This is a genomic window from Pseudomonas sp. BNK-15, from assembly GCF_047456105.1.
Taxonomy (GTDB): domain Bacteria; phylum Pseudomonadota; class Gammaproteobacteria; order Pseudomonadales; family Pseudomonadaceae; genus Aquipseudomonas; species Aquipseudomonas putida_E.
Genome location: NZ_CP179898.1, coordinates 633,414 through 657,894 on the forward strand (window position 1 = coordinate 633,414; position 24,481 = coordinate 657,894).

Consider the following 24,481-nt stretch of genomic DNA (forward strand, 5'->3'; position numbering starts at 1 on the left):
TCATTCATCGCTCGACGCGGTGCCACGCAAGCCCAGCCGCCTGATCGCCCAGCACTCATAAAGACGCATGGCCACATCGGCTCCACCTACCGCGGTCAGGCAACCAAATGCGCTGGCCGCCCAGATCGACAGGCCGCTGGCATACAGCAACATCACCGTCGAAACTCCGCAGACGATACAGGCGCCGGAGCGCAGCGCCAGCCGTCGCAGCAGCGACCAACCGGTGGCGCCCGCCTTGTCGGCCCGCCACATTTCGCCGCTGAGGCCGCCCAGCGATGCCAGGACGATTACCAGCCAGAGCGGCATCTCCAGTAACACTTGTTGCTCGTTCGTCACTGTCCTGTCTCCTGTGTAACAAAGGCTCAGTCCGCCTTGAGACACAAGCTATGCGTTAGCGCATATGCAGTCAATGCATTTATTCATTTAACTGTAGGCATGACTTTGCTGATAGCCATGAATGCTTTTGCTCATCAGGCTGTAGGGCTTTTCTCCAGACGAAAAAAAACCGCCGAAGCGGGTTTTCTTGAAAAAGGCCTGGTCAGCGGGCGTACATGCCCCACCAGAACACATGCCCGAGCAAGCTGATCTGCTCTTCCTGCAACTGCTGAAAGCTGTAGTCTTCATCAGGGTGTTCGTCGCGATTGAAGCTGCGCAGGCGAATACCGGTGGGTAGCCGATACACCTGCTTCACCCGCAATTGACCATTGTGGTTGATGGCGTAGAGATCACCATCGATGATGTCACCGATCGAACACTTGCCGGTGTTTACCCCGACCGTCGCCCCGTCGCGCAGTACCGGCAGCATGCTGTTGCCGCGCACGGTCACGCATTTGGCCTGGTCGAACTGCACGCCGTTATGGCGCAGGCTGCGCTTGCCGAAGCGCAGGCGGGCGCGCTCGCTTTCCTCGATGACGAACCTTCCTGATCCTGCTGCCAATTCGACCTCACGAAGAAAGGGTACTGACACCTCGTCGTCCTCGACGGGCGTTTCATCGTCCCACAGGCTGATGTCGCTGAGGTCCGCATGGCCGCGGGCCGGCAATGCGGCTTCGCGTGAGGCGCCAAGCTCGGCGCGGCCGCGCAGCTGTTCGGTGTTGACGCCGAAATAGTCGGCAATTTTCGACACGTGCCTATCCGAGGGATCGACGATCTTCTCGCTGAGGATCCGCGACAGGGTGGATTGAGGCACGCCCGTGCGCCGGTGCAGCTCTGTGGGGGACAGGCCGTGGCGGGCGAGCAACTCTCTGAGTACGGTGGCTACATTGCGTTTCTGCATAGCATGCATAATGCAGCGCCGCCACAGGAAATGCAATTCATGCAGCCGGGGCGCGAGGGCACTTGCCCGCCGCCTGCATCTCGGCCAAAAAGCCTGTACCATTGCCGGTTTTACAATCGCCAACCAGATCCCCGCTGTAAGGCCCTGAATGTCTGATCTTTCCGCACACACCCCAATGATGCAGCAGTACTGGAAGCTGAAAAACCAGCACCCGGACCAGCTGATGTTCTACCGCATGGGCGACTTTTACGAAATCTTCTACGAAGATGCGAAAAAAGCCGCAAAACTGCTGGATATCACCCTGACAGCCCGTGGCCAGTCAGCCGGCCAGTCGATCCCCATGTGCGGAATTCCGTTCCACTCGCTGGAAGGCTACCTGGCCAAGCTGGTCAAGCTCGGCGAGTCGGTGGTGATCTGCGAGCAGATCGGTGACCCCGCCACCAGCAAGGGCCCGGTAGAGCGTCAGGTGGTGCGCATCATCACCCCGGGCACGGTCAGCGACGAAGCGTTGCTCGACGAGCGCCGCGACAACCTGATTGCCGCACTGCTGGGGGATGAGCGCCTGTTTGGCCTGGCGGTGCTGGATATCACCAGCGGCAATTTCAGCGTGCAAGAAATCAAGGGCTGGGAAAACCTGCTGGCCGAGCTTGAACGCATCAACCCTGTCGAGCTGCTGATCCCCGACGACTGGCCACGCGACCTGCCGGCCGAGAAACGCCCAGGCGCACGCCGACGAGCCCCTTGGGACTTCGACCGCGACTCGGCACGCAAGGCTCTGTGCCAGCAGTTCGCAACCAAAGACCTCAAGGGCTTTGGTTGCGACAAGCTGACCCTGGCCATCGGCGCCGCCGGCTGCCTGCTGACCTACGCCAAGGAAACCCAACGCACCGCCCTGCCCCACCTGCGCAGCTTGCGCCACGAGCGCCTGGACGACACCGTGATCCTCGACGGGGCCAGCCGCCGCAACCTGGAGCTGGACATCAACCTGGCAGGTGGTCGCGACAATACCTTGCAGTCGGTGATCGATCGCTGCCAGACCGCAATGGCCAGCCGCCTGCTGACCCGGTGGCTGAACCGCCCGCTGCGCGACCTCAAGGTCTTGCAGGCGCGCCAGGATTCGATTCGCTGCCTGCTCGATGGCTACCGCTTCGAGAAACTGCAGCCGCAGCTCAAGGAAATTGGCGATATCGAGCGGATCCTCGCCCGTATCGGCCTGCGCAATGCCCGCCCGCGCGACCTGGCGCGCCTGCGTGATGCCCTCGGCGCCCTGCCCGAACTGCAGAACGCCATGGCTGAGCTGGAAGCCCCACACCTGGCGCGCCTGGCGGCCATCACCGGCACCTACCCGGAGCTGGCCAGCCTGCTGGAGCGGGCGATCATCGACAACCCGCCAGCAGTGATCCGCGACGGCGGCGTACTCAAGGCCGGCTATGACAACGAGCTGGACGATCTGCTGGCGATCAGCGAGAACGCCGGCCAGTTCCTGATCGACCTTGAAGCCCGCGAGAAGGCCCGCACCGGTCTTGCCAACCTGAAAGTCGGCTACAACCGCGTGCATGGCTACTTCATCGAGCTGCCGACCAAGCAAGCCGAACAGGCCCCGGGCGACTACATTCGTCGCCAGACCCTCAAAGGGGCCGAGCGCTTCATCACCCCGGAGCTCAAGGCTTTCGAGGACAAGGCGCTGTCGGCCAAGAGCCGCGCCCTGGCCCGCGAAAAAATGCTGTACGACGCGTTGCTCGAGACCCTCATCAGCCACCTTGCACCGCTGCAGGACAGCGCCGCTGCGCTGGCCGAGCTGGACGTGCTGAGCAACCTTGCCGAGCGGGCGCTCAACCTGGACCTTAACTGCCCCCGTTTCGTCGACGAACCTTGCCTGCGCATCGATCAGGGGCGTCACCCGGTGGTCGAACAGGTACTGTCCACGCCGTTCGTAGCCAACGACCTGGGCCTGGACAACAGCACCCGGATGCTGATCATCACCGGCCCGAACATGGGTGGTAAATCCACCTACATGCGCCAGACCGCACTGATCGTGCTGATGGCGCACATCGGCAGTTTCGTTCCGGCGGCCAGTTGCGAACTGTCGTTGGTCGATCGCATCTTCACCCGTATCGGCTCCAGCGACGATCTGGCTGGCGGTCGTTCGACGTTCATGGTCGAGATGAGCGAAACCGCCAACATTCTGCACAACGCCACTGACCGCAGCCTGGTACTGATGGACGAAGTCGGCCGTGGCACCAGCACCTTCGACGGCTTGTCGCTGGCCTGGGCGGCTGCAGAGCGCCTGGCGCAGCTGCGTGCATACACGCTGTTCGCCACACACTACTTCGAGCTGACCGTACTGCCGGAAAGCGAACCACTGGTGGCCAACGTCCACCTGAACGCTACCGAACACAACGAGCGCATCGTGTTCCTGCACCATGTGCTGCCTGGCCCCGCCAGCCAGAGCTACGGCCTGGCCGTGGCGCAACTGGCAGGCGTGCCGTCGCCGGTCATCCAGCGGGCGCGCGAGCACCTGGGCCGGCTGGAGACCAGCAGCCTGCCCCACGAACAACCCGTGTCGAACAAAGCCAAGGGCGAGCCACAAGCACCGCACCAGAGCGACCTGTTCGCCAGCCTGCCACACCCGGCCCTCGAGAAGCTGGGCAAGCTGGAGCTGGACGACATGACCCCGCGTCAAGCTATCGAAATGCTATATCAACTAAAGAACCTGTTATAACGGCGGGCACTACAAGCTGGTAGAATCCGCCGCGGTTTGCTGGTGCTGCAGGTTATTAGCCTGGCCTGCAGCCACATGCCCGTAAACCGCGCGGCCCTGAGAGGAAGGGCCGCCGCCGTTGCCTGAGGAGAGAACTAGAAATGACCTTCGTCGTCACCGACAACTGCATCAAATGCAAATACACCGACTGCGTGGAAGTCTGTCCGGTGGACTGCTTCTACGAAGGCCCGAACTTCCTGGTCATTCACCCGGACGAGTGCATCGACTGCGCACTGTGCGAGCCTGAATGCCCGGCCCAGGCCATCTTCTCGGAAGACGAAGTGCCTGCGGGCATGGAGAACTTCCTTGAGCTCAATGCCGAGCTGGCGGAGATCTGGCCGAACATCACCGAGCGTAAGGATGCCCTGCCTGACGCCGAAGAGTGGGATGGCAAGCCTGGCAAGATCGCCGATCTGGAACGTTAATCGCCCAGATACGAAAAAGGCCCGCAACGGGCCTTTTTCATTTTCTGCGGGCAAAAAAAGGGGCGGTTTGACCCGCCCACATTTTTTCCGTAGTCCCTGCTTGTCCTAAACATCGTCCTGATGAATCGCGTCTTGCGATGTCCTTGGCGTTCTTCCTGAACGCCTGTGCATGTCCGTGTGCACAGTTCGAATACTAGCGACTTCCGCAGCGCAGGCAACCGCGAACCCTCACAAGACATTACCGGGGACACATTTCCACAAATCTGAAAAGTTCAATTATTTCAGTTAGTTGAGAAAAAAACAGATCTGGAAACGACAATGATTTACTGGCCTTTACGTGTATGGCTTACACAACAAGTAAGCAAAGGCTTACACGCAGTGCATCAGGGGTAGCAAGTTACACATTGATCACCCCCAGATAATTGCCAGCCGCTCTGGCCTGCGCATAAAAAAACGCCCCGAGGTCATCAGGGCGTTTTTGCATACCGGCATGCAGTGCTTACTGGAACAGCGACTCACTGGACAGGCCATTCTTCTCCAGGATCTCACGCAGGCGCTTGAGCCCCTCTACCTGAATCTGCCGCACTCGCTCGCGGGTAAGGCCGATTTCCAGGCCTACATCCTCCAAGGTGCTGCTTTCATGCCCGCGCAGACCAAAACGGCGTACCACCACTTCGCGCTGCTTGTCGGTGAGCTCGCCCAGCCACTGGTCGATGCTCTGTGACAGGTCGTCATCCTGCAGCAGCTCGCACGGGTCGGTAGGACGATCGTCGGTGAGTGTATCGAGCAGGGTCTTGTCCGAATCTGGCCCGAGCGAAACATCCACCGACGATACCCGCTCGTTAAGACCAAGCATGCGCTTGACCTCGGCAACGGGTTTTTCCAGCAGGGTGGCGATCTCTTCAGGGGAAGGTTCGTGGTCGAGCTTTTGGGTCAACTCCCGCGCGGCACGCAGGTAGACGTTGAGCTCCTTGACCACGTGGATCGGCAGACGAATGGTGCGGGTCTGGTTCATGATCGCCCGCTCGATGGTCTGGCGGATCCACCACGTCGCATAGGTCGAGAAACGGAAACCGCGCTCCGGGTCGAACTTCTCGACTGCACGAATCAAACCCAGGTTCCCCTCCTCGATGAGATCGAGCAAGGACAGGCCGCGGTTCACGTAACGACGGGCGATTTTCACAACCAGGCGCAGGTTGCTTTCGATCATGCGCTTGCGCCCGGCTGGGTCACCCTTCTGCGACAGCCGCGCGAAGTGCACTTCCTCTTCCGGTGAAAGCAGAGGCGAGAAACCGATCTCGTTGAGGTACAACTGGGTGGCATCGAGCGCCCGGCTGTAATCGATGTATTTATGCTGCTTGAGCGTAGAGCCTGACTTGGCCCTGGTCCGAACCGACGGTACAGCAGGTTCGTCTGACACCACATCCGTTTCCAAAACGATGCCCGTCTCCATCAGGAGAACGTCATCGTCGATGTCAAACTCCGGCGCTTCTTTATTGAGAGCCATTGTTATAGTCCTTTGCTGAGTTCGAACTCAGACTCGAGCGGCGCCTGCATCCCTGGCATCGCTGGAGCCTCTCCCCTCTACTTCAGAGGAACAGGCCGGGGACAACAATCAACGCCGTGGCAGGAACTGGAGAGGATCGACGGGTTTGCCCTGGCGGCGAATCTCGAAATGCAGCTTCACCCGATCAGTGCCCGTGGACCCCATTTCAGCAATCGACTGCCCTGCCTTGACCTGCTGCCCCTCCCGAACCAACAGCCTGCGGTTGTGACCGTAGGCACTGACGTAGGTATCGCTGTGCTTGATGATGATCAGTTCGCCGTAGCCCCGCAAGCCACTCCCGGCGTAGACCACCGCACCATCAGACGCAGCAAAAACAGGCTGTCCCAAATCACCGGCGATATCAATGCCTTTATTCAAACTACCGTTTGAAGCGAATTTTCCAATCAGCACGCCATTTGCAGGCCAGGTCCAACCGCCCACCGCGCGCTCTGCGGCGGGCACCGTGGTAACGACCGGCGTAGGCGTGGTTCGCGTTGTTGGCGTCGTTTTCCCGCCGCTGGCGGGCGCCGTGATAGGTTTTCCAACGGGGCGACGAATGACCGTCGTCCTGCTCGAAGAAGAGGGGCTGGACACCACCGTGGTACTGCCGGTAGCGCCGCTGCTGAAGCGGATCGCCTGGCCAGGCCGGATGGTGTACGGGGCAGCGATGCCATTGCGTGCGGCGAGCTCCTTGTAGTCCCAGCCGTAGCGAAACGCAATGGAGAACAGCGTATCGCCAGGTTTGACCACATACTGCCCGGAGGTCACGGTCGGCCGCTTGGGCGCCGCATTGCTGCGGTCGACCACGCGTGCGCCGCCCGAGCCGGTGCTGGAGCAACCCGTCAGCAGGGCGCCCATGGCCAGTGCAATCACCAGAAGCTTGAAACCCAACCAATCCTTGCGCTGCCGAATGACTGTATGCCCCACCCGCGCTCCCCTCATGGTGCCGAAAATCGAAAATACGGAAAGAAATGCAATAATGTTGCAATTATAACCGAGCGCCACTGCCTTGGCAGGCTCGGTGCACAGGCTCAGTAAAGAGCCGGGATGCCCCGCCAGATAGACAGGGCGATGCGACAAGAATTCGTCACCACCTCAAATATTCCCAGCAGCTCAAGCCACCGGGCCATTGAGCAGCGGTACAAAGCGCACAGCGCCCAGTACACGGCGAGAGAAGCCCTGCTCCTCACGCACGATAAGCATCAACTGCTGGGCTTCACCAGCAGGGCCTACCGGGATGACCATTCGCCCACCAGGAGCCAGCTGGTCGAGCAGTGCCTGCGGCACTTCCGGCGCCACGGCGGTAACGATGATGCCGTTGTAGGGGGCCAGCGCCTGCCAGCCGTCGCACCCATCCCCCCAGCGGAACACCACGTTGCGCAGGTTCAATTCGACCAGGCGCTCCTTGGCTCGGTCCTGCAGGACCTTGATGCGCTCCACCGAGAACACCCGCTCCACCAGCTGGGCAAGGATGGCCGTCTGGTAACCGGAGCCGGTACCGATCTCCAGCACCTTGTCCAGCGGCCCTGCCTCCAGTAGCAGCTCACTCATGTGTGCGACCATGAATGGCTGGGAGATGGTCTGGTTGTGCCCGATCGGCAGCGCGGTGTCTTCGTAGGCGCGGTGGGCCAGGGCCTCATCGACGAACAGATGGCGCGGCGTACGGCGGATGGCATCGAGCACCTTGGGGTTCGATACACCCTCTTCGCACAAGCGCTGGATCAGGCGCTCGCGGGTACGCTGGGAGGTCATGCCGATACCTCGGCGCTGCAGATCGTCCTGTTCGCGCATCAGAGCACGCCCTCCAGCCAACCGTGGAGCTGCTCGAAGGCATCGTTGAAGGTGCGGTCCAGTTGCAGCGGGGTGATCGACACGTAACCTTGCATCACCGCGTGGAAGTCGGTACCCGGCCCACCGTCCTCGGCATCACCGGCCACGGCGATCCAGTAGCCTTCCTTGCCGCGCGGGTTGACCACCTTGGTCGGTGCCGCCGCCCGCGCCCGGTGACCGAGACGGGTGACCTGTATGCCACGGATGTGCTCCAGCGGCAGGTTGGGAATATTGACGTTGAGGACCGTACGCGGCGGCAGTTCCAGGCGTGACTGCGCCTCGACCAGCCGGCGGGCGATGAACGCTGCAGTCGGCAAGTTGTCGGGCAGACGCGACAGTAACGAGAATGCCAACGACGTACCGCCGAGGAAGCGCCCCTCCAGCGCGGCAGCGACCGTGCCGGAATAGATCACGTCATCCCCCAGGTTGGCACCGAGGTTGATCCCCGAGACAACCATGTCCGGTGTTTCCGGCAACAGGCCATTGAGCCCCAGGTGCACGCAATCGGTGGGCGTGCCATTGAGGCTGATGAAACCGTTGGCCAGGGTTTGCGGGTGCAACGGCCGGTCCAGCGTCAGCGAACTGCCGGCGCCGCTCTTGTCTTGATCCGGGGCGATCACCACGCACTCGGCATAATCCACCAGCGCACCGTGGAGCGCGGCGAGGCCAGGTGCCGTAACACCGTCGTCATTCGAAATCAGAATACGCATGGGCTGTCCGTCTGCCCTGCCGGCACCAGATCGACGAGTTCGCGCACCACCACGGTGGCGAAGCATCCGGCCGGAAGGACGAATTCCAGTTGCAGGATATCAGGCTCGGGATAATGCCACGTCAGGCCGCCAATAGGGAGCCGCAGGATGCGCCGTTCGTGACTCATGCCTGCATTGGCCAACCATTGGCACAGCAATGCATGCTGCTCGCCTATCGTCGTCTCCAGCGTCGCGGCCGCGCCGGCCGCAGGAGACGGGCCTTCGCCCCACATCGGGCCGGTAGGATGCAAGTCCAGAATGGCCAGGCGAGGGTCTGAGCATTCCTGTTCACCCGCCGAAAAAAAACTGCGGCTATCGGTGAATGCCAACAGGTCACCGATTTGGGCCCGCTGCCAGCTGCCGTCGGCAACGCGGGCAGCCAGTACCTGGTTGAACAGGTAGCTGCGGGCAGCCGAGAGCAGCCGCGAACGCACGTTGCGCTGCTCGGGCAGGGCCTTGCGGGCAGCCCAGTGCTGGGCATCCTGGACATTGCCGCCGCCATGCCCGAAACGCTGGCCGCCGAAGTAGTTCGGCACACCCTGCTGTTTGAGCGTCTGCAGGCGGGCATCGAGGGCAGCATGATCAGCCGCCAGCGCCGTTAGGCGCAGGGTGAAGCCATTGGCCGAATGGGCGCCGCGCTGCAGTTTGCGCTGGTGACGCACCTGCTTGAGCACACGCAGGGTGGCATCTTCGGCACGCGACAGGTCGGGGTCTGCCTTGCCAGGCAGGTGCAGGCTGAACCACTGGCGCGTCAGGGCCTGGCGATCCTTGAGGCCGGCGTAGCTGATCGAGCGCACCGGCACACCAGCGGCTCGCGCCAGGCGGCGGGCAGCTTCCTCAGTGTTGAGGTCGCGCTTCTCAACCCACAACCATAGATGCTCGCCCTGGCCCGAAAGCGGAATGTCCAGCACCTCATCGACCTGGAAGTCTTCGGCCACAGCCTTGAGTATCGCAGTGCCCAGGGGTTGGCCCGATGCGCGCGGGCCCAGCAGTTCCAGTTCGGTCATGCTGGCAGCAGCAGGGCGACCGCGTGCACGGCGATACCCTCCTCGCGGCCGGTGAAACCGAGTTTCTCGGTGGTAGTGGCCTTGACGTTGACCTGGTCGAGTTCGACCTGCAGGTCCTCGGCGATCCGTTGGCGCATGGTTTCGATATGCGGAGCCATTTTCGGCGCCTGGGCAACGATGGTGGCGTCGACATTACCGACTTTCCAGCCTTTGGCCTGGACGATGCGGACCACATGGCGCAGCAGCACGCGGCTGTCGGCGCCCTTGAATTGCGGGTCGGTATCGGGGAAGTGCTTGCCAATGTCCCCAAGCCCCGCCGCGCCAAGCAAGGCATCGCTCAGGGCATGCAGCAGCACGTCACCGTCGGAATGGGCCAGGAGGCCGTATTTGTGGGGGATACGCACCCCACCCAGGGTAATGAAATCACCGTCGCAAAAACGGTGCACATCGTAGCCGTGGCCAATACGCATAGAAAAACGCCCTGATTGAGTCAGGGCGTGATTCTACCTTCATTTGGAGCTGCAAGCTGCAAGCTGCAAGCCACAAGCAAAAAGCAGGCGTTGTGCTGCCCGCACTTTCTTGCGGCTTGAAGCTTGCAGCGTGTAGCTGCAGCCCTACCCCCGGCCAAGTGCCACTGCGTGATGGCGCAGGTGCTCATCGATGAAGCTGGCGATGAAGTAATAGCTATGGTCATAGCCAGGTTGCAGGCGCAGGCTCAGCGCATGCCCCCCTTTGCGGGCCGCCTGCTCCAGCGCTTCAGGCTTGAGCTGCTTGGCAAGGAAGTCGTCACGGTCGCCCTGATCCACCAGCAACGGCGGGCATTCGCCCGCTGGCGTCTCGGCAAGCAGCACACTGGCATCCCACTCGCGCCAGCGCGCCCGGTCTTCACCCAGATAACGGCTGAAGGCCTTTTCACCCCAAGGGCAATCCATCGGATTGCTGATCGGCGAGAACGCCGACACAGAGCGGTAGCGCCCCGGGTTGCGCAGGGCGCAGACCAGCGCGCCGTGCCCACCCATGGAGTGGCCACTGATGCTGCGCTGATCCGAGGCCGGGAAGTGCGCCTCGATCAGCTCTGGCAGCTCCTGGACCACATAGTCGTGCATGCGGTAGTGCTTCGCCCAAGGCTGCTGGGTGGCATTGAGGTAGAAGCCGGCGCCCAGGCCGAAGTCCCAGGCGCCGTCAGGGTCGCCCGGCACCTGCTCGCCACGCGGGCTGGTATCGGGCGCGACGATGATCAGGCCAAGCTCGGCGGCCAGGCGCTGGGCGCCGGCCTTCTGCATGAAGTTCTCGTCGGTGCACGTCAGGCCGCTGAGCCAGTACAGCACTGGCAGCTTTTCGCCCTGTTCGGCCTGCGGCGGCAGGTAAACGGCGAACACCATGTCGCAACCCAGCACCTTGGAGTGATGCCGGTAGCGCTTGTGCCAGCCGCCGAAGCTTTTCTGGCAGGAGATGTTATCCAGGCTCATGGCTCACCTCAGAAGTGGATCACGCTGCGGATGCTCTTGCCTTCATGCATCAGGTCGAACGCCTTGTTGATATCTTCAAGGCCCATGGTATGCGTGATGAAGGTGTCCAGCGGAATCTCGCCCTTCTCGGACATTTCCACGTAGCTTGGCAGTTCGGTACGGCCGCGCACGCCACCGAAGGCAGAACCACGCCAGACGCGACCGGTCACCAGCTGGAACGGGCGAGTGGCGATTTCCTGGCCGGCACCGGCGACACCGATGATCACCGACTCACCCCAACCCTTGTGGCAGCACTCCAGGGCCGCGCGCATCAGTTGCACGTTGCCGATACATTCGAACGAAAAGTCCACGCCGCCATCGGTAAGGTCGACGATCACTTCCTGGATCGGGCGATCGTAATCCTTCGGGTTGATGCAGTCGGTGGCGCCCAGTTGACGGGCGATCTCGAACTTGGCCGGGTTGATGTCGATGGCGATAATGCGCGATGCCTTGGCTTTGACTGCGCCTATGACCGCCGACAGGCCGATACCGCCCAGGCCGAAGATGGCCACTGTGTCACCCGGCTTGACCTTGGCAGTGTTGAGCACCGCACCGATACCGGTGGTCACGCCGCAACCGAGCAGGCAGACCTTTTCCAGCGGCGCTTGCTTCTGGATCTTGGCGACGGAGATTTCCGGCAGCACGGTGTACTCGGAGAACGTCGAGGTGCCCATGTAGTGGAACAGCTGTTGGCCCTTGTACGAGAAACGAGTGGTGCCGTCCGGCATCAACCCCTTGCCCTGGGTGGCACGTATGGCCTGGCACAGGTTGGTCTTGCCCGAGCGGCAGAATTTGCACTGACCACACTCAGGGGTATACAGCGGGATCACGTGATCGCCGACCGCCACGGAGGTGACGCCCTCACCTACCGCCTCGACGATCGCGCCACCCTCATGACCCAGAATCGACGGGAAGATACCTTCCGGGTCAGCACCCGAGAGGGTATAGGCGTCAGTGTGGCAAACACCGCTGGCTACAACACGCAGCAGAACTTCGCCAGCCTTGGGCATGGCCACGTCCACTTCGACGATTTCCAGAGGTTTCTTGGCCTCGAAGGCTACAGCGGCACGGGACTTGATCATCAAAGGTCTCCAGACAAAGGGTCAGTTCAGACATGCAGTGTAATTCAGCTTGTTTTGATGAATAATCGCGACGAAGACAAAACATTATTGCCGTACAGGGACAATCAATGAGCAGCCGCTGGGAGGGTATCGATGAATTCGTAGCCGTGGCCGAATCGGGCCAATTCACGGCCGCTGCCGAGCGCATGGGCGTATCGTCGTCGCACATAAGCCGGCAGATCGCCCGCCTTGAGGAGCGTTTGCAAACCCGCCTGCTGTATCGCAGCACGCGTCGCGTGACCCTGAGTGAGGCCGGGCAGACATTCCTGCAACATTGCCAACGCCTGCAGGATGGCCGTGAAGAAGCACTGCGTGCCATGGGCGACTTGGCCAGCGAACCCAAGGGGCTATTGCGCATGACCTGTGCTGTGGCTTATGGCGAGCGCTTCATCGTGCCGCTGGTGACGCGCTTCATGGCGCTGTATCCACAGTTGCGGGTCGAGGTGGAGTTGAGCAACCGCACGCTGGACCTGCTGCACGAAGGCATGGACCTGGCGATTCGCCTGGGGCGGCTTGCCGATTCGAGGTTGGTGGCGACGCGCCTGGCGCCACGGCGCATGTACCTGTGCGCTTCACCCGCCTACCTTGAGCGCTACGGCCGTCCACACAGCCTGTCGGAACTGGCCCGGCACAACTGCCTGGTGGGCAGCACGGACCTGTGGGCGTTGCAACAGGACGGGCGCGAGATCAGCCAGCGGGTGCAGGGCAACTGGCGGTGCAACAGTGGCCAGGCGGTGCTGGATGCCGCTTTGCTGGGAATGGGGCTGTGCCAGTTGCCGGATTACTACGTACTGGAACACCTCAACAGCGGCGCGCTAGTGTCGCTGCTGGAGGCGCATCAGCCGCCCAATACGGCGGTGTGGGCGCTGTATCCGCAGCAGCGGCACTTGTCGCCCAAGGTTCGGCGGCTGGTGGATTATCTGAAGGAGGGGTTGGCGGGGATGCCGGAGTACCGAATGGTCTGACAGTTTAGCGGGTCCGCTTTGCGGCCCAATCGCCGGCAAGCCGGCTCCCACTGGGTTTGCGCTGAACTTGAGAGCAGCTGGGTAACCTGTGGCCGGCTTGCCGGCGATTGGGCCGCGAGACGGACCCGGCAATCTCAGCGGCGCCCTGACCAACGCTGGCGCAGCCACTCCAGGTCTTCCGGGCGGGTCACCTTGATGTTGTCGCTGCGCCCTTCGATCAGCCGCGGAGCCTGGCCGGACCATTCGATGGCTGAAGCTTCATCGGTAACCACCACATCGGACACCAGACACTCGGCCAAGGCCCGATGCAAAGCCCCCAGGCGGAACATTTGAGGCGTAAAGGCCTGCCAGATGGTACTGCGATCCACGGTGGCGCTGACCCGGCCATTGGCATCGGCGCGCTTTAGCGTGTCACGCGCAGGCACCGCCAGCAGCCCTCCTACAGGGTCATCAGCCAACTGCGACAACAGACGGTCAAGATCCGCGCGTGCCAGGTTCGGACGCGCCGCATCGTGCACCAACACCCAGTCAGTGTCCGCCGCACCTTGGGCATGCAACAGCAACAAGGCATTGAGCACCGAGTCGGCGCGCTCACGCCCACCTGACGCACGCTGGATGCGGGGGTCGCTGGCGCAGCGCAAGCCAGGCCAGTAAGGATCATCCGCAGCAATGCTGACCACCACGCCCTTGAGCGCCGGATGGCCAAGAAAACAGTCGAGGCTATGCTCGAGAAGGGTCTGCCCACCCAATTGCAAATACTGCTTCGGGCGGTCGGCAGCCATGCGGGCACCAACACCCGCAGCAGGAATCACGGCCCAGAAGGCCGGTAGGGTTTCGATCATTTTTGCGGCAGCTGGAAGAGGGTTTCACCCTCTTTGACCATCCCCAATTCGTGACGAGCCCGTTCTTCAACGGTCTCCATACCTTTTTTCAATTCCAGGACCTCGGCATAGAGCACGCGGTTACGCTCCAGCAGCCGCTCGTTCTCGGCATGCTGCTCGTCGATCTGCTGCTTGAGCTCAGCCACTTGCGCCAGGCTGCCGTTACCCACCCACAGGCGGTACTGCAGGCCACCAAGCAGCAGGAGCAGGACAAGGAACAACCAATAGGGACTGCGCATCAAGGTATCCAGGTTAAAAAGACCGCCGCGAACAGGCAGACCTCAAATAGCACGAAGCCTGGCCGAGGCCAGGCTTCGTCGACAGAAACCCGCATCATGTGTCAGAAATTTCAGTAAGAAAGTTCCGACAGCTTCGGCTGCTGTCTTTTTACCATCTCTTGCTTAGCCGCGAAACTCGGCACGACCGCGGTAAACCGCTTTGGCGCCCAGTTGTTCTTCGATGCGCAGCAACTGGTTGTACTTGGAGACGCGGTCGGAACGGCACAGCGAGCCGGTCTTGATCTGGCCAGCGGCGGTACCCACAGCCAGGTCGGCAATGGTCGAGTCTTCGGTTTCACCGGAGCGATGCGAGATCACAGCGGTGTAGCCTGCGGCCTTGGCCATCTGGATGGCTTCCAGGGTTTCGGTCAGCGAGCCGATCTGGTTGAACTTGATCAGGATCGAGTTACCGATGCCCTTCTCGATGCCTTCCTTGAGGATCTTGGTGTTGGTCACGAACAGGTCGTCACCGACCAGTTGCACCTTCTCGCCGATCTTGTCGGTGAGGATCTTCCAGCCAGCCCAGTCGGACTCATCCAGACCGTCTTCGATCGAGATGATCGGGAAGCGCTCGGTGAGGCCTTTCAGGTAGTCGGCAAAGCCTTCGGCGTCGAACGACTTGCCTTCGCCGGACAGGTTGTACTTGCCGTCTTCGTAGAATTCGGAGGCCGCGCAGTCGAGGGCCAGGGTCACGTCGGTGCCCAGTTTGTAGCCGGCTTTTTCCACGGCTTCAGCGATGGCGCCCAGGGCGTCTTCGTTGGAAGCCAGGTTCGGCGCGAAGCCACCTTCGTCACCCACTGCGGTGTTCAGGCCACGGGCCTTGAGCACAGCCTTGAGGTGATGGAAGATCTCGGTGCCCATGCGCAGGCCATCGGAGAAGGTCTTGGCGCCAACCGGCTGCACCATGAACTCCTGGATGTCGACGTTGTTGTCGGCGTGCTCGCCACCGTTGATGATGTTCATCATCGGAACCGGCATCGAATACTGGCCTGGGGTGCCGTTGAGGTTGGCGATGTGCGCGTACAGCGGCAGGTCCTGGTCCTGGGCAGCAGCCTTGGCAGCAGCCAGGGAAACAGCCAGGATGGCGTTGGCGCCCAGCTTGGCCTTGTTCTCGGTACCGTCCAGTTCGATCATGGCACGGTCCAGAGCCTTCTGGTCGGAAGGGTCCTTGCCCAGCAGCAGGTCACGGATCGGACCGTTGATGTTGCCAACAGCTTTCAGCACGCCCTTGCCCATGTAACGGCTCTTGTCGCCATCACGCAGCTCCAGCGCTTCGCGCGAGCCGGTGGAAGCACCGGACGGCGCGCAAGCGCTGCCGATGATGCCGTTGTCGAGCAGTACATCGGCTTCCACGGTGGGGTTGCCACGCGAATCGAGAACTTCACGACCTTTGATGTCGACGATTTTTGCCATTGTTGTAAGCACTCCAGAATTGACGAAAACAACGCAGCTTTAGGAAATTCTTGCCTTGCACCAGGCGTAGATGCAGCAGGCAGGCCTGGCAGAAGCAGCCCCTGACCGGCGGGTCAGGGGCAGAACGGACGGTACTTTACCCGAGAAATGAGCTTTGCGCGGTTTATACCGTCGGAAAACTCACAAAGCCTGGGCTCAGGCCTTGTTCTTCTGCGCCAGAGCAGCCTTGACGAAGCCGCTGAACAGCGGGTGGCCATCACGCGGGGTCGAGGTGAACTCGGGGTGGAACTGGCAGGCGACGAACCACGGGTGGTCCTTGGACTCGACCACTTCAACCAGCGCACCGTCTTCGGAACGACCGGATACCACCAGGCCGGCATCGACCAGTTGCGGCAGCAGGTTGTTGTTCACTTCGTAGCGGTGACGATGGCGCTCGGTGATCACGTCCTTGCCATAGCAGTCATGCACCTTGGAGCCGGCAGCCAGTTGGCAATCCTGCGCACCCAGGCGCATGGTGCCACCCAGGTCGGAGGCTTCGGTACGGGTCTCGACAGCGCCAGTGGCATCGGCCCACTCGGTGATCAGGCCAACGACCGGGTGGCCGCTGTTGCGATCGAACTCGGTGGAGTTGGCGTCTTTCCAGCCCATCACATTGCGGGCGAATTCGATCACGGCAACTTGCATGCCCAGGCAGATACCCAGGTATGGCACCTTGTTCTCACGGGCATACTGCACCGCGGTGATCTTGCCTTCCACGCCACGCAGGCCGAAACCGCCCGGTACCAGAATGGCGTCTGCGCCTTCGAGCAGGCTGGTGCCCTGGTTTTCGATATCTTCGGAATCGATGTAACGCAGGTTGACCTTGGTGCGGTTGGTGATGCCGGCGTGGCTCATCGCTTCGATCAGCGACTTGTACGCGTCCAGCAGCTCCATGTATTTGCCGACCATGGCGATGGTCACTTCGTGCTCAGGGTTGAGCTTAGCGTCGACTACCTTGTCCCACTCGGACAGGTCGGCGCTGCTGCACTGCAGGCCGAAGCGTTCGACGACGAAATCGTCCAGACCCTGGGCATGCAGAATGCCCGGGATCTTGTAGATGGTGTCGGCGTCTTCAAGGGCAATCACCGCACGCTCTTCAACGTTGGTGAACTGGGCGATCTTGCGGCGCGACGAGTTGTCGATCGGGTGGTCGGAGCGGCAGACCAGCACGTCAGGCTGCAGGCCGATGGAGCGCAGTTCCTTGACCGAGTGCTGAGTCGGCTTGGTCTTGGTCTCACCAGCGGTGGCGATGTACGGCACCAGCGTCAGGTGCATCAGCATCGCGCGCTTGGCGCCGACTTCGAAGCGCAACTGGCGGATCGCCTCGAGGAACGGCTGCGACTCGATGTCGCCCACGGTACCACCGATTTCCACCAGGGCCACATCGGCATCGCCGGCGCCCTTGATGATGCGACGCTTGATCTCGTCGGTGATGTGCGGGATGACCTGGATGGTCGCGCCCAGGTAATCACCACGACGCTCTTTGCGCAGCACATGCTCGTAGATGCGGCCGGTGGTGAAGTTGTTGTTCTGGGTCATGGTCGTGCGGATGAACCGCTCGTAGTGGCCCAGGTCGAGGTCGGTCTCGGCGCCGTCGTGGGTGACGAATACTTCACCGTGCTGGAACGGACTCATGGTGCCAGGATCGACGTTGATGTACGGATCCAGCTTGAGCATGGTGACCTTTAGCCCCCGCGCTTCCAGGATGGCCGCCAGGGAAGCCGAGGCAATGCCTTTCCCCAATGAAGAAACAACACCGCCCGTGACGAATATGTAGCGCGTCATGAAAAACCCTAGAAGTCTGCGTTAAGGCGGCCAGCGCCGCCGGAGAAAGCGAAGGAAGGCCGAAGCCCCCGATCACCTGCGTCAATCACAGTGCATCTCGAAAAACTGCCGCGTCTGTACAGACCAGGGTTAACCCCGGCATGGAGCTCGCTCGTCATTTCCAGAATCAGCCCAGCAAAAAACTGCGTGGTAATCGGCAACTGCCGTGTTTCCGAGGAACGCACAGAAGTTGTATCAAGAAGGGAGGGTAGTCTACCGGAATGTACCCTTCAGCTCAAACCTTGCGCGTTCGTCGGAGGCTGCCAGTGGAGCTGGCAATCGGCCTGCGCCAATCGGGGCAGATTGGCCACTGCCAGCAAGCGCTCGCCACGATACAGCAGTGGCAGGCGCGGTCGCACGAAGTGCGGGACGTGCAGCTCATTGAGCAGGCGCTTGAGGTCGCGCTTGCCCCGCCCTGGTATGTCCAGCACTTCCCCGCCCTGGCGGTAGGCGATGCGCAAATCACCTAGCGGGGCGCCCTGGAGGCTGACGCTGCCGTTCCCGGGCAATGGCAACGGGCTACCGGGCATCTCCCAGCGCAGCGTCCCGCCGACAGGCTGCAGCCAGTCGCCACACAACCACCAGATCCGCCCGTGGCTGCGCTCCAGCTTGCCGTCGGTCAGCTGCCAGGCAGGCTGGGAATCGACTGCCGCATCACGCAGGGCCGCCCAACCGGCCCAATGCCGGGTGTCGGGCAGGCGGGTGCGCAGGCTCAACCAATATTGCAGGGCATTGCGCTGACGGGCTGGCGAAAGCGCCACCAGGCTCGCGAGGTCAAGCGAGTCGATCCCTGACCACATGGCAGGCGCCCCCTCCCGCGCCACGGCCAGGTCAGCCTGGGCCAGCTCATCAAGCAGCCCTAGCGCCTCACCCAGATGCTCGGCACCGCGAGCCAGGGCCTGGCTGGCCTTCGGCCAACGCTGCTGCAATAGCGGGAACACCTCTGCGCGCAGGAAGTTGCGGGCAAAGGCCGTATCTGCGTTGGACGGATCTTCGGCCCAGATCAACCCATGGGTTTGTGCATATTCATGCAACTGCGCGCGAGAAACGTTCAGCAGCGGCCTGACCACGCGGCCGCGCCCCAGCGGGCGCTGCTGCGGCATTGCGGCCAGGCCACGCAGGCCGGCACCGCGCAGAAGCCGGAACAGCAAGGTTTCGGCCTGATCATCACAGTGCTGCCCCGTGAAAAGGACGTCGCCCGCGCCAAGAACGGTCTCGAATGCCGCATACCGAGCATCGCGCGCAGCCTGCTCCAGGCTCGCCCCGGCAGGGACCTGAACGTGGATGACGGTGAGTTCGATGCCCAGCCGCTCACACACCGCGGTGCAATGGCCTGGCCAGGCATCGGCGGCAGGTTGCAGGCCGTGGTGGATGTGGATGGCATGGAGCGGCGGCGTTGCGTGGATGCGGGCGTAGTCGGCCAGCCAGTGCAGGAGGACGGTGGAGTCGAGGCCACCGGAGAAGGCGATGTACCAGGCAGGGGCATTGAGCCAAGGGGTGAGGTTGATCATTGGAGCCTCACGCGGCTTGAAAGCGTTGGGGGCGCTTTGCGCCCCCAGCGGTGCATCAGAGACCGTAGCTCATCAAGCGCTCATAACGACGGGCCAGCAGCGTGTCGTTGTCGAGCTTACCGAGCATGTCCAGCTGCTGAACCAGATCAGCGCGAATGCTTTCGGACATCTGCGCCGGGTCACGATGGGCGCCGCCCAGCGGTTCCTGGATGACCTTGTCGACGATGTTCAGGCTTTTCAGGCGCTCGGCGGTGATGCCCATGGCCTCGGCAGCGTCCGCGGCCTTGTCTGCAGTCTTCCACAGGATCGAGGCGCAACCTTCCGGCGAGATCACCGAGTAAGTGGAGTATTGCAGCATGTTCAGCTGGTCACACACACCGATGGCCAGTGCACCGCCGGAACCACCTTCACCGATGACGGTGGCGATGATCGGGGTCTTCAGGCGTGCCATGACACGCAGGTTCCAGGCGATCGCCTCGCTCTGGTTGCGTTCTTCTGCGTCGATGCCTGGGTATGCACCCGGGGTGTCGATGAAGGTCAGGATAGGCATCTTGAAGCGCTCGGCCATTTCCATCAGGCGGCAAGCCTTGCGGTAGCCTTCAGGGCGCGGCATGCCGAAGTTGCGGCGAACCTTTTCGCGCACTTCACGGCCCTTCTGGTGGCCGATGACCATGACCGGCTTGCCATCCAGGCGCGCGGTACCACCGACGATGGCAGCATCGTCGGAGAAGTGACGGTCGCCGTGCAGCTCTTCGAACTCGGTGAAGATGTGCTCCAGGTAGTCCAGGGTGTAAGGACGACGCGGGTGACGGGCCAGGCGGGCGATCTGCCAGCTGGTCAGGTTGCCGAAGATGCTTTCGGTCAGGGTGTTGCTCTTGTCTTGCAGACGGGCAATTTCATCGCTGATGTTCAGCGAGTTGTCGTTACCCACCAAACGCAGCCCTTCGATCTTGGCTTGCAGGTCGGCAATCGGCTGTTCGAAATCGAGAAAATTCGGGTTCATAGTCATCCGTCTTGGGTCTACGGCCAGGCGGCCGGCCGGTTGATCCGTTTGGCGCCCTACCTTAAGGGATCAGGCGCATTCAGGTCGAGATTAAATTTCGTCGGTTCAACGATATTGCAGGAAGACGTTCTCACGCCCGAACTGGTCACGCAGCGCCTGAATCAAGCCATCGGCCGGGTCGATCGACCATTGGTCGCCGAACTGCAGCATCGCCTTGGCGTCGCTGCCGGTGTATTCGAGGGTGATCGGGCAACCACCGCGATGGCGGGTGATCAGCTCGCCCAGCCAGTTCAGGCGGTCGCCCTTGAGGGCATCGTGGGTGATCTTCAGGCGCAGGCTCTCGGCCAGCTTGGTACGGGCGTCTTCCATGGTCATCACCTGCTTGACGCGCAGGCGCAGGCCACCGGAGAAGTCGTCATTGCTGACCTCACCCTCAACCACGACCATGGCATCGTTCTGCAACAACGCCTGGGCGCCCATGAAGGCATCGGCGAACAGCGACGCTTCGATACGCCCGGAGCGGTCATCGAGGGTGACAAAGCCCATCTTGTCGCCCTTCTTGTTCTTCATCACCCGCATCGCAATGATCATGCCGGCGATAGTCTGCGTCTCGCGGGAGGGTTTCAGATCGATGATGCGCTGGCGGGCGAAACGGCGGATCTCCCCTTCATATTCATCGATCGGGTGGCCGGTGAGGTATACGCCAAGGGTATCCTTCTCGCCCTTCAGGCGCTCCTTGAGCGTCAGTTCACGCACCTTGCGGTGGTTGGCGTAAACATCGGAGTCCTCCTCGACGAACAGCCCGCCGAACAGATCGACGTGACCGCTATCGGCGGTGCGTGCCGTCTGCTCAGCAGCCTTGATCGCTTCTTCGAGGGCCGACAGCAAGGTCGCGCGATTGATGTCGATACTGGCGTGGTAGGCCTTGATCTCATCATGAAAGTGCGGGCCCAGGCGGTCCAGTGCGCCACTGCGGATCAGCGCATCGAGTGTGCGTTTGTTCACCCGCTTGAGGTCGACCCGCTCACAGAAGTCGAACAGGTCCTTGAATGGGCCACCCTCGGCGCGTGCCTCGACAATGGCCTCCACCGGGCCTTCACCCACACCTTTGATGGCGCCCAGGCCATAGATGATGCGGCCGTCGTCATTGACCGTGAACTTGAACTCCGAGGCATTCACGTCCGGCGCATCGAGGCGCAGCTTCATGCTGCGCACTTCTTCGATCAGCACCACCACCTTGTCGGTGTTGTGCATGTCCGCCGACAGGACCGCGGCCATGAACGGCGCCGGATAATGAGTCTTGAGCCAGGCGGTCTGGTAAGACACCAGACCGTAGGCCGCCGAGTGGGACTTGTTGAAGCCGTAACCGGCAAACTTTTCCACCAGGTCGAAGATGTTGCCGGCGAGGTCTGCATCGATGTTGTTGGCGACGCAACCTTCGATGAAGCCACCGCGCTGCTTGGCCATTTCCTCAGGCTTTTTCTTACCCATGGCGCGGCGCAGCATGTCGGCGCCGCCGAGGGTGTACCCCGCCATGACCTGGGCAATCTGCATCACCTGTTCCTGATACAGGATGATGCCGTAGGTCGGCGCAAGAACAGGCTTGAGGCCTTCGTACTGGTAGTCCGAGTGCGGGTAGGCGAGTTCGGCGCGGCCGTGCTTGCGGTTGATGAAGTCGTCCACCATGCCCGATTGCAGGGGGCCTGGGCGGAACAATGCCACCAGTGCGATAAGGTCTTCCAGGCAGTCGGGCTTGAGCTTTTTGATCAGCTCCTTCATGCCGCGCGATTCGAGCTGGAATACCGCCGTGGTTTCGGCCTTCTGCAGCAACTCGTAGGTCTTGCGATCGTCCAGCGGGATGAAGTCGATGTTGACGTCGGGCAGGTTGTTCTTGGCCTGCTCGCGGTTGATCGTCTCCATCGCCCACTTGATGATGGTCAGGGTACGCAGGCCAAGGAAGTCGAACTTGACCAGGCCGGCGGCCTCGACATCGTCTTTGTCGAACTGGGTCACCAGGCCGCCGCCCTCTTCGTCACAGGCGATCGGCGAGAAATCGGTGAGCTTGGTCGGGGCGATTACCACACCACCGGCGTGCTTGCCGGTACCCCGGGTGACACCTTCGAGCTTGAGCGCCATCTCCCAAATTTCGCGGGCGTCTTCGTCGCCCTTGAGGAAGTCGCGCAGGATCTCTTCCTGCTCGTACGCCTTCTCCAGGGTCATGCCCACTTCGAACGGGATCATCTTCGACAAACGGTCGGCCAGGCCATAGGACTTGCCCTGCACCCGCGCCACGTCGCGTACCACCGCCTTGGCGGCCATGGTACCGAAGGTGATGATCTGGCTGACCGCATTGCGCCCGTAGGCGTCGGCCACGTAGTCGATCACCCGGTCGCGGCCATCCATGCAGAAGTCGACGTCGAAGTCGGGCATGGAAACACGTTCGGGGTTGAGGAAACGTTCGAACAGCAGGTCGTAGGCCAGAGGATCGAGGTCGGTGATCTTCAGTACGTAGGCCACCAGCGAGCCGGCACCCGAACCACGGCCCGGGCCTACCGGCACGCCGTTGTTCTTGGCCCACTTGATGAAGTCCATCACGATCAGGAAGTAACCCGGGAAACCCATCTGGATGATGATGTCCAGTTCGAACTTCAGGCGGTCCAGGTAGAGCTGGCGCTTCTCTTCGTAATTGGGCGTGGTCTCCTTGGGCCAGAGCACCGCCAGGCGCTCCTCCAGGCCTTCGTGCGAAACATGGCGCAAGTAGTCGTCGATGCCCATGCCATTGGGCGTCGGGAAGTCGGGCAGGAAGTACTTGCCCAGCTGGACCTGGATGTTGCAGCGTTTGGCGATTTCGACGGTGTTGGCAATCGCGTCGGGCAGGTCGCTGAACAGCTCGGCCATTTCATCCGCGCTTTTGAGGTACTGCTGGTCGCTGTACATGCGCGGGCGACGCGGGTCGTCCAGGGTCCAGCCTTCACCGATGCACACGCGGCTTTCGTGGGCGTCGAAGTCCGACTGCTTGATAAAACGCACATCATTGGTGGCCACCAGCGGCGCGCCGACCTTGTCGGCCAGCGCCACGGCAGCGTGCACGTATTCTTCATCACCGGCACGATTGGTACGCTGCACCTCGACGTAAAAACGTTCAGGGAACATGCCCATCCAGTCGTGCAGCAGCGCCTCGGCCTCAGTGGTACGGCCGGCCATCAGGGCCATACCGATATCGCCCTCTTTGCCGGCGGACAGGGCAATCAGACCTTCGCTGGCCGGGGCGATCCACTCACGCTGCAGAATGACCAGGCCATTGCGCTGGCCGTCAGTCCAGCCTCGGGAGATCAGCTCGGTAAGGTTGCGGTAACCCTTGGGGTTCATCGCCAGGAAGCAGATGCGCGACAGCGGCGCTTCAGGGTCGGCACCGGCCAGCCACAGGTCAGCACCGCAGATCGGCTTGATACCCGCCCCCATGGCGGCCTTGTAGAACTTCACCAACGCGCACATGTTGCTCTGGTCGGTGATCGCCACCGCAGGCATGTTCATCCCGGCCAGCGCCTTGGCCAGCGGTTTGATCCGCACCAGACCGTCGACCAGCGAGAATTCGGAGTGGACGCGCAGGTGAACGAAGGGAACCGACATGGAAGATCCTGTAGCAGTGCTGAACGACAAAGGCGGGATTGTAGCGTAAAAGCGAGGGGGTTTTGGGGCCGCAAGGCGACCCCGACATGCTAGATCAGAGAATCGGTAATGCCTACGCGGGCTTCCCAGGCGGCCCGTACCGGCGCAAAGGAGCGCCGATGAATGGGCGTGGGCCCGAGCCGGGCCAAGGCTTCCAGGTGTACCGGCGTCGGATACCCCTTGTGCCCGCCAATTCCATACCCCGGATAGATCAGCTCGAATGCGCTCATCTCGCGATCACGGGTCACTTTGGCCAGGATCGACGCTGCAGCGATGGCCGGCACCTGGCTATCACCCTTGATAACCGGCGCAGCCGGCACCGACAGTTTGGGGCAGCGGTTACCGTCGATCAGTGCGAGCCTGGGTGTGACACTCAAGCCCTCCACTGCACGCTGCATGGCCAGCATGGTGGCCTGAAGAATGTTCAGCCGATCGATTTCCTCGACCTCGGCGCGCGCGATGCAAAAGCTCAGGGCTTTGGCACAGATCTCGTCGAACAGCGCTTCGCGCTTGGCTTCGGTGAGTTTCTTCGAGTCGTTGAGGCCGAGGATCGGCCGCGCCGGGTCAAGAATCACCGCCGCTGTGACGACCGCCCCGCACAGCGGGCCGCGCCCGACCTCGTCGACTCCGGCAACCAGGTCCTCGACCAGGTTGAAATCCAGTCCTATCTGCATG

At 61.8% G+C, this 24,481-nt stretch carries 21 protein-coding genes; 3 read left to right on the forward strand and 18 right to left on the reverse strand.

Features of this window, described 5'->3' with window-relative positions:
- Complete coding sequence (locus ACMGF5_RS02870; RefSeq protein WP_115274050.1) at positions 1-336, reverse strand: phage holin family protein; 336 nt, start codon at positions 334-336, stop codon at positions 1-3.
- Between the two features lie 202 nt (positions 337-538).
- Complete coding sequence (locus tag ACMGF5_RS02875; RefSeq protein WP_046788325.1) at positions 539-1,285, reverse strand: S24 family peptidase; 747 nt, start codon at positions 1,283-1,285, stop codon at positions 539-541.
- Positions 1,286-1,424: 139 nt separating this feature from the next.
- On the opposite strand from ACMGF5_RS02875, the gene mutS reads away from it, so the two are divergent.
- Positions 1,425-3,998: a DNA mismatch repair protein MutS gene (mutS, locus tag ACMGF5_RS02880; RefSeq protein WP_119687643.1), complete on the forward strand. Its 2,574-nt coding sequence runs from the start codon at positions 1,425-1,427 to the stop codon at positions 3,996-3,998.
- Positions 3,999-4,138: 140 nt separating this feature from the next.
- Entirely contained in the window at positions 4,139-4,462 is a 324-nt protein-coding gene (fdxA, locus tag ACMGF5_RS02885) for a ferredoxin FdxA (protein WP_012315871.1), read from the forward strand.
- Between the two features lie 499 nt (positions 4,463-4,961).
- Here the strand turns inward: fdxA and rpoS are convergent, their stop codons facing one another.
- The 8 genes from rpoS to ACMGF5_RS02925 form a co-directional block, all read right to left on the reverse strand.
- Positions 4,962-5,969, reverse strand: coding sequence for an RNA polymerase sigma factor RpoS (gene rpoS / locus ACMGF5_RS02890; protein ID WP_012315872.1), 1,008 nt, complete (start codon positions 5,967-5,969; stop codon positions 4,962-4,964).
- A gap of 108 nt (positions 5,970-6,077) precedes the next feature.
- Positions 6,078-6,935, reverse strand: coding sequence for a peptidoglycan DD-metalloendopeptidase family protein (locus ACMGF5_RS02895; protein WP_119687644.1), 858 nt, complete (start codon positions 6,933-6,935; stop codon positions 6,078-6,080).
- Positions 6,936-7,121: 186 nt separating this feature from the next.
- A complete protein-coding gene (locus ACMGF5_RS02900; RefSeq protein WP_414157842.1) occupies positions 7,122-7,760 on the reverse strand; it encodes a protein-L-isoaspartate(D-aspartate) O-methyltransferase in 639 nt (212 codons plus the stop codon).
- Positions 7,761-7,798: 38 nt separating this feature from the next.
- Positions 7,799-8,548: a 5'/3'-nucleotidase SurE gene (gene surE, locus ACMGF5_RS02905; protein ID WP_039601868.1), complete on the reverse strand. Its 750-nt coding sequence runs from the start codon at positions 8,546-8,548 to the stop codon at positions 7,799-7,801.
- On the reverse strand, positions 8,536-9,594 hold the full coding sequence (truD, locus tag ACMGF5_RS02910; RefSeq protein ID WP_046788322.1) for a tRNA pseudouridine(13) synthase TruD: 1,059 nt from the start codon (positions 9,592-9,594) through the stop codon (positions 8,536-8,538). Before truD ends, surE begins: the two co-directional genes overlap by 13 nt.
- On the reverse strand, positions 9,591-10,064 hold the full coding sequence (gene ispF / locus ACMGF5_RS02915; RefSeq protein ID WP_119687645.1) for a 2-C-methyl-D-erythritol 2,4-cyclodiphosphate synthase: 474 nt from the start codon (positions 10,062-10,064) through the stop codon (positions 9,591-9,593). The genes truD and ispF overlap by 4 nt, the downstream gene beginning before the upstream one ends.
- A gap of 144 nt (positions 10,065-10,208) precedes the next feature.
- The gene (gene fghA / locus ACMGF5_RS02920; protein ID WP_115274045.1) at positions 10,209-11,063 is read right to left on the reverse strand and encodes an S-formylglutathione hydrolase; all 855 of its coding nucleotides are present in this window, start codon (positions 11,061-11,063) and stop codon (positions 10,209-10,211) included.
- An 8-nt stretch (positions 11,064-11,071) separates the two neighbouring features.
- Positions 11,072-12,184: an S-(hydroxymethyl)glutathione dehydrogenase/class III alcohol dehydrogenase gene (locus ACMGF5_RS02925; RefSeq protein ID WP_046788319.1), complete on the reverse strand. Its 1,113-nt coding sequence runs from the start codon at positions 12,182-12,184 to the stop codon at positions 11,072-11,074.
- 107 nt (positions 12,185-12,291) lie between these two features.
- Between ACMGF5_RS02925 and ACMGF5_RS02930 the strand changes: the two genes are divergently transcribed.
- Positions 12,292-13,188 carry a LysR substrate-binding domain-containing protein gene (locus ACMGF5_RS02930; RefSeq protein WP_115274044.1) on the forward strand — a complete coding sequence of 299 codons (897 nt, stop codon included), beginning with the start codon at positions 12,292-12,294 and terminating at the stop codon, positions 13,186-13,188.
- Positions 13,189-13,322: 134 nt separating this feature from the next.
- On the opposite strand, the gene ispD is transcribed toward ACMGF5_RS02930, so the two are convergent.
- The 8 genes from ispD to rnhB form a co-directional block, all read right to left on the reverse strand.
- Positions 13,323-14,030, reverse strand: a complete 708-nt coding sequence (gene ispD, locus ACMGF5_RS02935; RefSeq protein WP_174142340.1) for a 2-C-methyl-D-erythritol 4-phosphate cytidylyltransferase — start codon at positions 14,028-14,030, stop codon at positions 13,323-13,325.
- Positions 14,027-14,308, reverse strand: a complete 282-nt coding sequence (gene ftsB / locus ACMGF5_RS02940; protein ID WP_012315882.1) for a cell division protein FtsB — start codon at positions 14,306-14,308, stop codon at positions 14,027-14,029. The genes ispD and ftsB overlap by 4 nt, the downstream gene beginning before the upstream one ends.
- Before the next feature lie 162 nt (positions 14,309-14,470).
- Positions 14,471-15,760 carry a phosphopyruvate hydratase gene (gene eno, locus ACMGF5_RS02945; protein WP_012315883.1) on the reverse strand — a complete coding sequence of 430 codons (1,290 nt, stop codon included), beginning with the start codon at positions 15,758-15,760 and terminating at the stop codon, positions 14,471-14,473.
- A 195-nt stretch (positions 15,761-15,955) separates the two neighbouring features.
- On the reverse strand, positions 15,956-17,584 hold the full coding sequence (locus tag ACMGF5_RS02950) for a CTP synthase (protein ID WP_046788316.1): 1,629 nt from the start codon (positions 17,582-17,584) through the stop codon (positions 15,956-15,958).
- Positions 17,585-17,853: 269 nt separating this feature from the next.
- Complete coding sequence (gene tilS, locus ACMGF5_RS02955) at positions 17,854-19,134, reverse strand: tRNA lysidine(34) synthetase TilS (RefSeq protein ID WP_046788315.1); 1,281 nt, start codon at positions 19,132-19,134, stop codon at positions 17,854-17,856.
- A gap of 55 nt (positions 19,135-19,189) precedes the next feature.
- Complete coding sequence (accA, locus tag ACMGF5_RS02960; RefSeq protein ID WP_042111686.1) at positions 19,190-20,137, reverse strand: acetyl-CoA carboxylase carboxyl transferase subunit alpha; 948 nt, start codon at positions 20,135-20,137, stop codon at positions 19,190-19,192.
- 105 nt (positions 20,138-20,242) lie between these two features.
- The gene (gene dnaE, locus ACMGF5_RS02965) at positions 20,243-23,767 is read right to left on the reverse strand and encodes a DNA polymerase III subunit alpha (RefSeq protein WP_046788314.1); all 3,525 of its coding nucleotides are present in this window, start codon (positions 23,765-23,767) and stop codon (positions 20,243-20,245) included.
- Positions 23,768-23,856: 89 nt separating this feature from the next.
- Positions 23,857-24,480: a ribonuclease HII gene (gene rnhB, locus ACMGF5_RS02970; protein WP_414157558.1), complete on the reverse strand. Its 624-nt coding sequence runs from the start codon at positions 24,478-24,480 to the stop codon at positions 23,857-23,859.
- Position 24,481: the final 1 nt, after the last annotated feature.